Here is a 12333-nt window from a genome sequence, read left to right as displayed (position 1 = left end):
GCATAGCTCGAGTACCTTTTTTTAGTAAAAAAGGTAGGAGTCCATGGTACTATAGGAGTATCAGTAAATCCTGAAGGGAGTAGTCAGAATGATTGAATTAAAAGCGTTAGCGAATCAAATCGATCATACATTATTACGAGCAGATGCGACTGAAAATGAATTTCGCCAGTTGTGCCAAGAGGCGGATGACTATGGCTTTAAAATGGTAGCGATCAATTCGTTTCCCGTAAAGCAGTGTCGAGAATTTTTACAAGACAGCCCAGTCCACGTAGGAGCGGCGATCGGATTTCCACTAGGACAAACAACGATTGCAACGAAAGTTTTTGAGGTCCAAGATGCAATTAAAAATGGTGCGGATGAAATTGACTACGTGATCAATATTGGCAAATTAAAAGCCGGTGATAGTGAGTATATAAAAGAAGAAATGACCGCGATTGTCAAAGCTTCACGTGAAGGCGGCATCCTCAGTAAGGTGATTTTAGAAAATTGCTATTTAACGGATAAAGAAAAAGTCATTGTTTGCGAGATTGCTCGAGCAGTCAAACCAGATTTTGTCAAAACCTCGACCGGCTTTGGAACCGGTGGGGCGACACTAGCAGATGTGGCACTAATGAAAAAAGTTGTCGGTGAAGAAGTGAAAGTCAAAGCGGCCGGAGGCATTCGTGATCTGACGACGGCACTAGCAATGATCGAAGCCGGAGCACAGCGTCTTGGCACCAGCTCGGGGATCAAGATTATTGAAGAGTACAAAGAACGTTTCGCCTAGTAAAAAAACGTCTGCTTGAACCTTCAAGCAGGCGTTTGATTAATAAAAAAGTGTTCCAACAAAATAAAGCAGCGGATAAAGCACCATGATCGCTGACATGGCCTTCAACACAATGGGGAAGGTTGTTTTTTTGTCTTGCAAGGCTCGATATTTTTTAAGGCTTTGCCAATTTTTGGGAAAAAGCAACAGTAAAAACAGAATAGTCCACGGAGCGAGGCCAGCGAATACTAAAACAGCCAACCAAATGAAGCTGAAGACATAAACACCCAATAAGACCTTGACGGCTAAGGGTTTCCCTAAGTAGTAAACGAGCGTTTTACGATGATTTTCAATGTCTTCTTCCAAGTCACAAGTGTTATTCGCTAATAAATTATTGAACATCATCAAGACGAGCGGCAGGCTGATCAGAAAGACTTTGCCGACCATCGCAGCTGTAACGACCGGATGTTGATAAACGGCAAGATAGTAACTGACAACGGTAATAAAAAAGCCGCTGGCGGTCCCGGTTAAAGCTTCAGCGATGGGCAAACTATTCAGCGGACGTCGTCCATAGGAATAGAACAATCCGATATAAAATCCAATCACCCCTAGAATGCCAATCACCCAATTCGTCCGCCAAACTAAAAGTAATCCCAATAAAAAGGAAACAACTAAATTAGCTAAATAAAAATTACGGACAAAACGTAGATCCAAATGATCTCGTCCAATGATGTTTGTCTGTTGTTTGTAGTTCTCATCCGAAGCATTTTGATAATCCATGTAGTGATTGAAGACATTCACGGTAATATGAAACATCACGATAATCAAAATAAATAGAAAAAATTCCGGGCTGGGGCGGCTGTTAAATTGAAATTTAGCGATCCCATAGCCTAGTAAAATAATAAAAAGATTCAAGGGAGCGGTATAAATTTCAGACAGTTCCCAAAATTGCTTGAAGGTTAATTGCTTCACAGTGATTCTCCTTTAATTTCTTGCTAATTTTCAAAAACTTTTTAACGCTCTGCTGACACTAGCAACAAAAATTTGTTCTAATGATTCGATTTGATCCTTAATCAAGTTATCGGGGATTGCATCATTTGTCCACTAATATGTTCATCAGAAAAATAGAAACGGAGAATCACCGTAGTGAATGTTCGTGTTTTGACGATTTTCAACATTATTGTTTACTTATTATCATGTTTATTATATGATTATCCTCGTTGTTTGAAAAAACATGCAATTATTTTACGAACATTATTTCGATTGTAGGGGGATCATTCATGAAACGGAAATTAAATTCCTATTTTGAACTTGAAAAATTGAACACAACAGTAAAAAGAGAAATATTGGCGGGCTTTACAACCTTTATTTCGATGGCTTATATTCTATTCGTCAATCCTAGCGTACTTGGCGCCTCAGGAATGAATGAAGGTGCAGTATTTACCGCGACGGCATTAGCCAGTGCCTTAGGCTGTATCTTGATGGGTGTCTTGGCTCGCTATCCCATCGCAACGGCACCTGCTTTAGGGATTAACGCCTTCTTCGCATACTCAGTCTGTATTGGAATGGGGATTCGTTGGGAAACGGCATTAGCTGGAGTCTTTGTTGCTTCACTAATCTTTATCCTGATCACGATTTTTAAACTTAGGGAAATGATCATTGATGCGATTCCTTCTGATTTAAAATATGCGATTTCTGGTGGGATTGGGTTATTTATTGCTTTCTTAGGTTTAAGTGAAGGTGGCATTATTGTTGCCAATAAATCGACGCTAGTTGGCTTGGGATCTATGAGCGTGGGAACGACATGGCTGACTGTTTTTGGTTTGATCGTGACCGCGATTTTGATGGTACGTCGTGTACCTGGTGGAATCTTTATTGGCATGGTGGCTACGACCTTATTAGGATTAGCAACTGGTTTGATCCATGCGCCGACTCAAATCATTTCAGCGGCACCTAGCTTAAAACCGACTTTTTTAGTGGCCTTGAAGCATATAAAAGATATTAATACATTGCAACTTTGGGTCGTTGTCTTGACGTTCTTGTTGGTAACTTTTTTTGATACAGCAGGGACTTTAGTTGGATTAGCCAACCAAGCTGGATTTATGAAGGATAATAAAATGCCGCGGGTCGGAAAAGCGTTAGCATCTGACTCTACTGCAATGTTGGCGGGCTCATTATTAGGAACTTCACCTGTCGGAGCCTATGTTGAATCCTCAGCAGGAATTGCTGTCGGTGGTCGCTCTGGCTTAACGGCAATTACCACCGGTATTTTCTTTATCTTTGGATTGTTCTTTTCTCCGCTATTATCCGTCGTTACCTCACAGGTTACCGCACCAGCATTGATCGTTGTGGGTGTGTTAATGGCACAATCATTGCGTCAAATCAAGTGGGATCAATTAGAAATCGCGATCCCATCCTTCTTGATTTTAATCGGTATGCCATTGACCTATAGTATTTCTGATGGAATCGCATTAGGCTTCATTTTTTATCCAATTACCATGATCGCGGCCAAACGTGGCAAGGAAGTTTCACCGATCATGTATGCACTATTTTTCGTCTTTATTGGTTTTATGTGGATCTTGAATGTAAAATAGAAGAAACTGCTTCGCTCTGTCTGGTTCAGAGTGAAGCAGTTTTTTTTGTATTAAAAAGTTTCGGTAAATATTGATAAACGGTTATTATATTTGTAACAACAAAATAATTATTTAGTCAAAACAAAAAACGCAAAAATTAATGTAAAATAAAATTTGACCTGCAAATAACATTATATTATAATTATTTTAATTAAAAAACGATTATATTTCAGATGCATTCTATAAATATAGCTGTCTTAGTGTTAAGACCGCATCTTTTTAGTTGCTGTTCTGAAAAAAGAGACCAAATAGAAAGTTGAAGCTATCGAAAGGAGCAGATCATGCAATTATTACTTTTGACCAAAGTCCCTCTATATGAAGAAAACTTCGAACGTCAACTGAAGCAGTTAGGACATGAAGTGTATTGTTCCAGTAGTATGATTACTTTGATTCGGAATAAATCATATAGTGAGGATTTTCTTTATCAATTTGAAGCGATTATTTTTAGTGAGACACTTTACGATAAGGAAGCGGAGGAGCTGATTGCGCTGCTGCCTCAGGGGAATTTTAAAGCTTTTCGTCGCTCAAGTGAGATTAGCTGTCAAAATTCTGAGACTATTTTTGATGCTTGGATTCCTGTCGAGGCGAGCTTGGAGCGATTGCGTGAAGTCTTATTAGCAGCAGAGCTTTCCCGTCTTGTATTGAAGGACGTGGAACGCGTGCAGCAAATTACGGTAAAGCAAAAGTTATCCGAGTTGAATTTGAAATTGAAGCAAAAAGAAATTGTTTACTACTTGATCAAGTCCGGTGATCGAACAGTTTCAAGAGAGGAAATTAGTCGCCAAATTTGGGAGAAAGATCCAACGAAATCCGTTTTAGCGAGCTTGTCTAAAGTAGTTTCAAAAGTAAATGAGAAGCTAGAAATTGAATTAGGCGATGAAGCTATCCAAACTGTTTGGGGACAAGGTTATCGTTTGAATAAAAGAATTTTCGATTATTTAGAGGAAGATATTGTCGAAACGGAAGTTTCTTTGTATTAAAGTCCAGAAAGCTTTTTAAAAAAGTAAATCATTCTTAGAGAGAACCACTTCATTAAACTTAAGTTTAATGAAGTGGTTCTTTTAAATCTAACGAGCGAACATCGATTAGATTTGGTGGAGAGAAGAATTTCATATTAATACAGCATTATTAAGTCATTGCTTCGACTGATCCATTCGTAAGAATCATTGTAGAGCTTTCTATAGATTAGCGGTCCGGCAGAAATATCAAAGAATCTATGAGGATTTTAGAAAAAGAGAATGATTCTTATTAAAGATTAAAAGAATGGGAAAAGTATCATATCAAGGGTTTTGGCATTTTATTTCATTCCTAGTTTATAATCCTTACCACGATTATAAATAAGCATGGGTTAATTGGAATTGCTTTAAATAGCAACAAAAAAATTGTAGGTAGAAAAATAACCAGATTTTCAAAAAATGGAAAAATCAAACAATTAATAAAGATTAGAAAAAATGAATAAATATTCTTTTTAGAACTTAATGCATAATATATTTATAATTATTATTTTTTAAGTGAAAATATATTAACATTTTTTTACTCAAGGAACTTTTTAGCATAGAAATGATCCTTAATTTAAGGTGAAAACTCTATTTACTTTTATGAATAGAAGAAAATACTCAACAATTATTTAAAGATAATTATTATTATGTGGGGATTTTTCACGATTACTTCTCCAAAAACGCAAGAAAGAATGCTCGATATTTCTTAAACTGAATTTTATGTATTTTTAATGGTGAAAAGATTAGAAATTTCGTAGAGCAAAAAACATTTTAAAAAAAAGGTTTCTTTAAAAATTAATATACTGTTGATTTATTATAAAAAATATTTTATAATTTTTTAAAAATAGATGTATAACAAAACATAAATATCATTTATTTGAAATAAAAATAATTATTATGCTTTTTGGGTTAAAGTGCAACCGTATTTTTTTTAACCGATTAGATAACTATGGTTATCGAGATGGGTTTCTATACGCTGATCGAGTATTCTCAATAACCTCTCGATCCAAATATCGAAAAAAATTTCTAATCTTTGATTATATAGAAGCTTTCAAGATGGAAATCTATTTTTTATAGTGAGACTGATTCTGTTCTATAAAGAAGAAGGGCTAGCAAAGATAGTCTGAAAATTGGTCGATAATAAGTGAGAAGATAAGTTTTCCTACTATAGAATATCTCAGAGCAGTTCCTATTATTTTACTGATAGATAGCTAAAAACATACATAATAACAGAGAAATTGTAATGGAAAATTAGGATGAAATGAGGAAGAAGAATTGAAGGATTTGAACATCTCTAAATTAAAAGAACAGTCGATCCAACAATTAAATGGAAAAGTTGCGTCATTAGAAATAGAGAATGAACAACTAACTGATGAAGTAGAGCGATTGGCGGGAATTAGAGGCGCGTTAGAAGAGCGAGTTTCCGCTTATCGTAATCATTGTAAAGCGTTGACAAGGCAGTTAGAAGCAATGAATGAACGAGTTTTAATGGATAAAGTCGTTTATCACAACAAGGATAGTTTGGAAAGGCGCAGCTTTATTCTGAAGCAGCCAAAAACATTTATGTGTAATACTGAGCAGAATAGCTTACAAGAAAAGTACGATCAGCTTTTAGAACAATATATGTACTTACAGGAGAGAAACGAGGAATTGTTCAATTACGTATTTTTAAAAGAAGAGCGGGCTGCACTAGAGTTATTTATTCGCGAGGATGCCGCTGATACGCTATTGGAAGCGACGACTTTGAGTCGCAGGATTATCCAAAGTGCGGAAGAAAAAGCTCAAACAATTGGATTGAATTTGAAAAATCAATTGATGGAAGCCGTTGAGGTGAAGAAGGATCTGCCTCAGGAAGTCGTAAACGAGATAAAGAACGGTATTCGTTCTTTAGAGATAGATCAATGATAGGGGTACCATTGATGGTTGAAAAAGTGAGTGAAAAGGGAAGATGGGAGTGACGAAAGATGAAAAAAGTGATTATTCTGACCAGAAATATTATTATCGAGCAAGATTTTCAAAATGAATTGCAACGACTGGATTACGAAGTTTTTGTCTTAAAAGAATTTTTTGATGTTGATAAGCCGCAATATTTTGAGGATATCTTATCTCTTTTTGATATTGTCATTTTTAGTGAAACGTTGACGAATCAGGAATTTACTGATATTTTGCCGATCGTACTTGAAAAGGATTTACACTATTTGAGAAGAACGGATGAACCAGTACCGAATATTGATGACAACCATTGTTTGTCGATTGATTGTACATTAACTGAGTTGCGCGAGTTTTTATTGTTAAGTGATAAACGCGAAGGCCAGGCAGAAACGATTTCCAAAGGATTGGTTCGTCAATCGGAACAGAAGAAACAAGACTTGGTACTTTTTTACAGTTCGTTAAATAATATCGAGAAGAAAATTATCTCGGCGCTTGCTGAAGGCAGCGGTAAAATTATTTCCAGAGACGAGCTATGTAATAAGGTGTGGAATAATGAAGTGAGTAAGTCCCGTCTCGTACAGATGTCAACAGCTGTAGGGAATATTCGTAAGAAAATCGCTCATGCTCATATTGATAATGTGCGAATCATTACGTACTGGGGAAATGGGTATCGGCTGCACGATGTTCCTAACGGTTTAATGAATGATCATATTCAGGAATATAGTGTATAAAATAAAAAGGCTTTGGTCTTCTCCAAAATTGGAGAGAACCAAAGCCTTTTTTGTTTTAGCGAGCATAACTCATTCGATGGAGTACCAATAATAATTCTTTATTTTTTTAAAGTCGCATCCTTCAATTTAAAAAAGTAAGGAAAAAAACTTTCTACCTGCTGACTATACTAATTCGTGTAAGAAAGAAGGTGCTAAGAAATGTTTAGTCAGTGTGTATCAATGGCTTTTCCCTGAAGCTCGTCAACGATAATCAGGTAAAAAAAGGGAAAGAAGCGGTTCTATGAATCAGAAAAAATTAACTTTATTTGGCTTTTTTGCATTGACGGCCTCGATGGTTTTAACCGTTTATGAATATCCAACGTTTGCAACTTCAAAGCTGCACCTAGTGTTCTTTTTATTACTAGGCGGAATCTTATGGTTTTTACCTGTAGCTTTGTGTGCGGCTGAGATGTCTACGGTAGAAGGCTGGCAGAATGGCGGTATCTTTAGCTGGGTCAGTCAAACATTAGGCGAACGTTTTGGGTTTGCGGCCATCTTTTTTCAATGGTTTCAAATTACGGTAGGTTTCGTTACGATGATCTATTTCATTCTAGGGGCATTATCGTATGTATTGAATCTTCAAGCGTTAAATACTGATCCTTTAATGAAATATATCGGTCTCTTAATCATTTTTTGGGGACTGACCTTTTCACAATTAGGCGGAACACAGCGGACAGCAAAAATTGCGAAAGCTGGATTTGTGATTGGGATTCTTATTCCATCTGTAATTTTATTTGGATTAGCGGCAGCGTATTTCATCGGCGGCAATCCAATAGAGATCGCTATTAGTAAAAAAGCATTTATTCCAGATTTTTCACAAGTATCGACACTCGTAGTTTTTGTGTCATTTATCTTGGCGTACATGGGAGTTGAAGCATCAGCTTCTCATATTAATGAACTGGAAAATCCAAAGAAAAACTATCCGTTAGCAATGATTCTATTGGTTATTTTAGCGATTGCCTTAGATGCGATTGGTGGTTTTTCAGTTGCAGCAGTGATTCCCCAAAATGAATTATCTTTAAGCGCTGGAGTGATCCAAACGTTCCAATTATTGATTTTACATTTTAACAGTCATTTAGGTTGGCTGGTGAAAGTTATCGCGTTGATGATTGCTTTTGGCGTAATGGGGGAAGTAAGTTCTTGGGTAGTTGGCCCTTCTCGCGGAATGTTTGCGGCAGCGCAACGGGGGCTATTGCCTAACTTCTTGCGTAAAACCAATACGCATGGTGTACCAGTACCGTTGATTATGATTCAAGGAGTGATCGTAACGATTTGGGGTGCAGTACTGACCTTCGGTGGTGGCGGAAATAATTTATCCTTTTTAGTCGCCATCTCATTGACTGTAGTTATCTATTTAGTTGGGTACTTATTATTCTTTATCGGGTATTTCGTACTATTGTATAAAAAGAAAAACTTGGAACGTTCTTATAACGTGCCGGGAAAAACAATCGGAAAGACAATCATTGCTGGTGTCGGACTACTATTATCAGTTTTTGCTTTGTTGATTTCTTTTGTTCCCCCAGCATCGATTGCAAAGAGTGAGGACCGGACCTACCAAATCATACTATTGATCAGTTTTGTAATCACAGTGATTTTACCGTTTATTATTTATGAGCTGCATGACAAGCAAGGTCATAAAAAGTTGGAAGAGCCCGTTCATATGAAAGCAGGAGATATGAATCCAGCGGTTTATCCGGCAGCTCGTGGTGAACATGAAATCGTCCAAAAAGAAGAACATACATTGAAACATTAATTTAGACAAAAGGATTTTTAGGAGGATATAGATATGTTATATGGAAAAGAAAATCGTGATGAAGCAGAATATTTAGAACCAATTTTTGGATCAGAAAGTGAACGAGTCGATTTACCTAAATATAAATTGAACCAAGAATCTATTGAGCCGCGTGTAGCCTATCAATTGGTACAAGACGAAATGTTGGATGAAGGGAATGCCCGTTTAAACTTAGCCACTTTCTGCCAAACGTATATGGAACCAGAAGCGGTTAAGTTGATGAGCCAAACACTAGAAAAAAATGCTATTGATAAATCAGAATATCCTCGTACGACAGAGATCGAAAATCGTTGTGTGAACATGATTGCTGATCTATGGCATGCTAGTGAGCATGAAAAATTTATGGGAACATCAACCATTGGTTCCTCCGAAGCCTGTATGTTAGGCGGGATGGCGATGAAATTCGCGTGGCGAAAACGGGCAGAAAAGTTAGGGTTGGATCTTAATGCGAAAAAACCAAATTTGGTGATCTCATCTGGCTATCAAGTCTGCTGGGAAAAATTCTGTGTTTATTGGGATGTTGAAATGCGCGAAGTAACGTTAGATCAAGAACATATGTCGATCAATTTGGACAAGGTAATGGATTATGTTGATGAATATACGATCGGAATCGTTGGGATCATGGGTATCACTTATACAGGTCGCTATGATGATATTAAAGGGTTAGATAATCTAGTTGAAGAATATAACAAGCAGACGGATTATAAAGTTTATATCCATGTTGATGCAGCATCAGGTGGTTTCTATGCTCCTTTCACTGAACCTGATCTAGTTTGGGATTTCCGCTTGAAAAATGTTATTTCAATTAATTCTTCTGGTCATAAATATGGATTGGTTTATCCTGGTGTGGGTTGGGTACTATGGCGTGATCAACAATATTTACCTAAAGAATTAATCTTCAAAGTCAGCTATCTAGGCGGTGAACTCCCAACAATGGCGATTAATTTTTCTCATAGTGCAGCCCAATTAATCGGCCAATATTATAATTTTGTACGTTATGGATTTGACGGCTATAAAGCCATTCATGAACGTACACATAACGTAGCGCTATATTTGGCAAAGGCGATCGAAGAAACCGGTTTATTTGAAATCGTGAATGACGGGTCTCAATTACCGATTGTCTGCTACAAATTGAAAGAAGATGCAACTCGTGAATGGAACCTGTATGATTTAGCGGATCGTCTCTTAATGAAGGGATGGCAAGTTCCTGCTTACCCACTTCCTAAGAACTTGGATCAAGAAATCATTCAACGGCTGGTCATTCGAGCTGATTTTGGTATGAACATGGCGTGTGATTACGTTCAAGATATGCAAGAAGCAATTGAAGCATTAAATAAAGCGCATGTCGTCTACCATGAAAAAACTGAAATCAAGACATATGGATTTACTCATTAATAAAGTAAGAGAGCTGGGATATTAACATAATCCCAGCTCTTATTTATGGATAAACGGTCGTCTAGAAGTGGTTTCTTCGGAGATTCCGTCTTACTTTTCGGAACTGAACACTTCTGTCCCAACCTCCTTTTCAGTCGGGTGCATAAGTTGATTGATCTTAAAACACGTTTCGTCGATTGTTTGGAGCGAAACAGGGAAAATCAATGTATTTTCACTACCTAAATTTTGTTGGTAAAGGGCGGTATCACAAACAATAATACGTCTTGAACAAAAGAATACATCGTCGACTACGTCATTTAAGGTGTGATAAATCATATTGCTAATGACAAAATGCCGTTCGTCTAGCAAATCACTTAGATGCTTCTGATAATATAAAAAATTGAAGTCAGATGGCGTGACGATATATAATTCGATTTTTTGGTTGAAGCTGTTTTTCCGTAATAGATCAAGGATCAGTGTCATTTTACAAACGAGGTTTTCGTTCCACTGAATGCTAGTGCAACAAGTGTCTGACCACTGATTCAAGACATGTTTAATTTCTTAATAGGTTTGTAGTTGATGCCTATCTTTCAGGTAGATTAAATCTGGTTGGAATAATTGCAAATTAGCCCAAGTGGAGCGAATAAAGGGCAGAAAAGCCTTTTTTAGTAGCAGCTCATTTTCTGCAGGGATTTCTAAGGAGGAACGGAGCTGTTGAAGCAACCGCTCGATTTCAGGATAACGCTTGATATGATTTTGGTACACAACTTCAAAATCCTTCTGAAGCAACTCGTAATTATTGCAGGTATAATTTCGTGCATTGAAGAGTGAATAGATAAAATACAGTTCCTCTTCGTTTGTAAAAATAGACGAAGTTAACTTTTTCACGCCGGTTTGCAATAGCGCAAATAGCGGTGTTTGCTGAGCCATCTGCTTTTCTTCTTCAGAAAAGTGAATGGCAAAGCACCGTGCGCGCTGGCTGCTTAGTAAGATGCCGGAAATGATAATCTCTCGCTCATTTTCAGGATACGCTCGAGCAAAAAAATGTTCTTCTACGTAAGTAATCAATTCCTCTGCGGCGGTCGCAATCATTTTGTTAAAGGGAATCGCTGAAGCATCGCCGGTGTATCGTGAAATCGCTAATAGCAAGTAGCGAATGTCTTTTTCAGGAAAATCAATGGCGTGAGAAGAGTAAGGATACCCCAGCTCCTTTGCGAAAGTAAAAATATCTTTCCGAATTTGATAAATTTTACTAGTAGAAAGAAATTCTTTTTCTGCAATTTCCGCCCAATGTGTATTCCCCTTCAAGTATTCGTTTAATACCCGTAAAAAATCTGAGCGCCGATAAATTCGCTGGGTTAGTTCTAACAAGGAATAGGTGGAATCAAAAGCGATAAAACAGGTGTCTCTTGTTCGCTCAAACGTAGCGATTTCCTGTCCGAAAGTTTCCTTTAGTAGGTCTAGGTCATTATTGATAGTAACGGTACAAGCGTTTAATCGTTCGGCCATCAATTGGATCGAAATTCTTTTTTTCTGATACAACTGTTGGCAGAGATAGACTTGGCGAAAAATATTTTTTTCAATATACCTTTTTAACATAAAGAGCCTCCCGAGTGGACAAATACATATGATTGATATTGTATACCAATTTAATCCATTTAGATATTTTTATTGTTAATATCTCGTCATTTTTTTAGAGATAGAAATAAAATAATTAAGATTAGTCGATTGCATTGACTGAATCGATATATATTCAATAATTTAAATTATTTTTAGGTAATAATAATTATTGAGAATAAAGCTCTTTATATCAAAGTGTTTTACTAGCAACGCTTTTTTAACCGTCTATTGAATAACAATATCTTTGCATTCTTAGTGAATTAGAAGGAAGCACTAGAATAATGAGATTAAATTTTCTTAAATCTTTTTTTCTTTTTATGAGAGTTTATGGCTTAGAGGATTCACAAACTATTCTGTATCAGTCATCTGTTTTTCAGTTTTACTTTTGTCAGGAAAATGTATTTTAATGAGCAAAAGGAACCCTCAAAGACCACCTGTCTTTCTCAATTACATTTTCTGTTATAGTGAA

General features: G+C 36.8%; 10 protein-coding genes. 7 read left to right on the top strand and 3 right to left on the bottom strand.

The window, feature by feature from the left end; translation table 11 throughout:
• The first annotated feature begins 88 nt into the window (after positions 1-88).
• Complete coding sequence (deoC, locus tag RV00_RS04950) at positions 89-766, top strand: deoxyribose-phosphate aldolase (protein WP_071861511.1); 678 nt, start codon at positions 89-91, stop codon at positions 764-766.
• Positions 767-805: 39 nt separating this feature from the next.
• Here the strand turns inward: deoC and RV00_RS04945 are convergent, their stop codons facing one another.
• Entirely contained in the window at positions 806-1717 is a 912-nt protein-coding gene (locus RV00_RS04945) for a UbiA family prenyltransferase (RefSeq protein ID WP_071861510.1), read from the bottom strand.
• Positions 1718-2025: 308 nt separating this feature from the next.
• Between RV00_RS04945 and RV00_RS04940 the strand changes: the two genes are divergently transcribed.
• The 6 genes from RV00_RS04940 to gad all read left to right on the top strand — a co-directional run bounded on the left by RV00_RS04940 (position 2026) and on the right by gad (position 10265).
• Complete coding sequence (locus RV00_RS04940) at positions 2026-3339, top strand: NCS2 family permease (RefSeq protein WP_071861509.1); 1314 nt, start codon at positions 2026-2028, stop codon at positions 3337-3339.
• A 320-nt stretch (positions 3340-3659) separates the two neighbouring features.
• Positions 3660-4358: a helix-turn-helix domain-containing protein gene (locus RV00_RS04935; protein ID WP_071861508.1), complete on the top strand. Its 699-nt coding sequence runs from the start codon at positions 3660-3662 to the stop codon at positions 4356-4358.
• A 1293-nt stretch (positions 4359-5651) separates the two neighbouring features.
• The gene (locus tag RV00_RS04930; protein WP_071861507.1) at positions 5652-6281 is read left to right on the top strand and encodes a hypothetical protein; all 630 of its coding nucleotides are present in this window, start codon (positions 5652-5654) and stop codon (positions 6279-6281) included.
• A gap of 59 nt (positions 6282-6340) precedes the next feature.
• Positions 6341-7039 carry a helix-turn-helix domain-containing protein gene (locus RV00_RS04925; RefSeq protein ID WP_071861506.1) on the top strand — a complete coding sequence of 233 codons (699 nt, stop codon included), beginning with the start codon at positions 6341-6343 and terminating at the stop codon, positions 7037-7039.
• 280 nt (positions 7040-7319) lie between these two features.
• Positions 7320-8831, top strand: coding sequence for a glutamate/gamma-aminobutyrate antiporter (gadC, locus tag RV00_RS04920; RefSeq protein ID WP_071861505.1), 1512 nt, complete (start codon positions 7320-7322; stop codon positions 8829-8831).
• Between the two features lie 33 nt (positions 8832-8864).
• A complete protein-coding gene (gene gad, locus RV00_RS04915) occupies positions 8865-10265 on the top strand; it encodes a glutamate decarboxylase (RefSeq protein ID WP_071861504.1) in 1401 nt (466 codons plus the stop codon).
• A 90-nt stretch (positions 10266-10355) separates the two neighbouring features.
• Here gad and RV00_RS16630 read toward each other — a convergent pair whose 3' ends face one another.
• Both RV00_RS16630 and RV00_RS04910 read right to left on the bottom strand, forming a co-directional pair.
• Positions 10356-10727 (bottom strand): hypothetical protein, encoded by a 372-nt coding sequence (locus RV00_RS16630; RefSeq protein WP_249024060.1) that lies wholly within the window; start codon positions 10725-10727, stop codon positions 10356-10358.
• Positions 10728-10805: 78 nt separating this feature from the next.
• A complete protein-coding gene (locus RV00_RS04910; RefSeq protein ID WP_249024059.1) occupies positions 10806-11843 on the bottom strand; it encodes a helix-turn-helix domain-containing protein in 1038 nt (345 codons plus the stop codon).
• Between the last annotated feature and the right edge of the window lie 490 nt (positions 11844-12333).

The sequence above is a fragment of the Enterococcus devriesei genome (genome assembly GCF_001885905.1).
Classification (GTDB): Bacteria; Bacillota; Bacilli; order Lactobacillales; family Enterococcaceae; genus Enterococcus_A; species Enterococcus_A devriesei.
Note: the sequence above shows the minus strand (reverse complement) of the source record. Positions and strands in the feature narration are given on the sequence as shown.

What these genes read in the sequence shown, in the direction of transcription:
- deoC (WP_071861511.1), top strand. Translation starts at nt 89, where the DNA reads ATGATTGAATTAAAAGCGTTAGCGAATCAAATCGATCATACATTATTA.
- RV00_RS04940 (WP_071861509.1), top strand. Translation starts at nt 2,026, where the DNA reads ATGAAACGGAAATTAAATTCCTATTTTGAACTTGAAAAATTGAACACA.
- RV00_RS04935 (WP_071861508.1), top strand. Translation starts at nt 3,660, where the DNA reads ATGCAATTATTACTTTTGACCAAAGTCCCTCTATATGAAGAAAACTTC.
- RV00_RS04925 (WP_071861506.1), top strand. Translation starts at nt 6,341, where the DNA reads ATGAAAAAAGTGATTATTCTGACCAGAAATATTATTATCGAGCAAGAT.
- gadC (WP_071861505.1), top strand. Translation starts at nt 7,320, where the DNA reads ATGAATCAGAAAAAATTAACTTTATTTGGCTTTTTTGCATTGACGGCC.
- gad (WP_071861504.1), top strand. Translation starts at nt 8,865, where the DNA reads ATGTTATATGGAAAAGAAAATCGTGATGAAGCAGAATATTTAGAACCA.
- RV00_RS16630 (WP_249024060.1), bottom strand. Translation starts at nt 10,727, where the DNA reads ATGACACTGATCCTTGATCTATTACGGAAAAACAGCTTCAACCAAAAA.
- RV00_RS04910 (WP_249024059.1), bottom strand. Translation starts at nt 11,843, where the DNA reads ATGTTAAAAAGGTATATTGAAAAAAATATTTTTCGCCAAGTCTATCTC.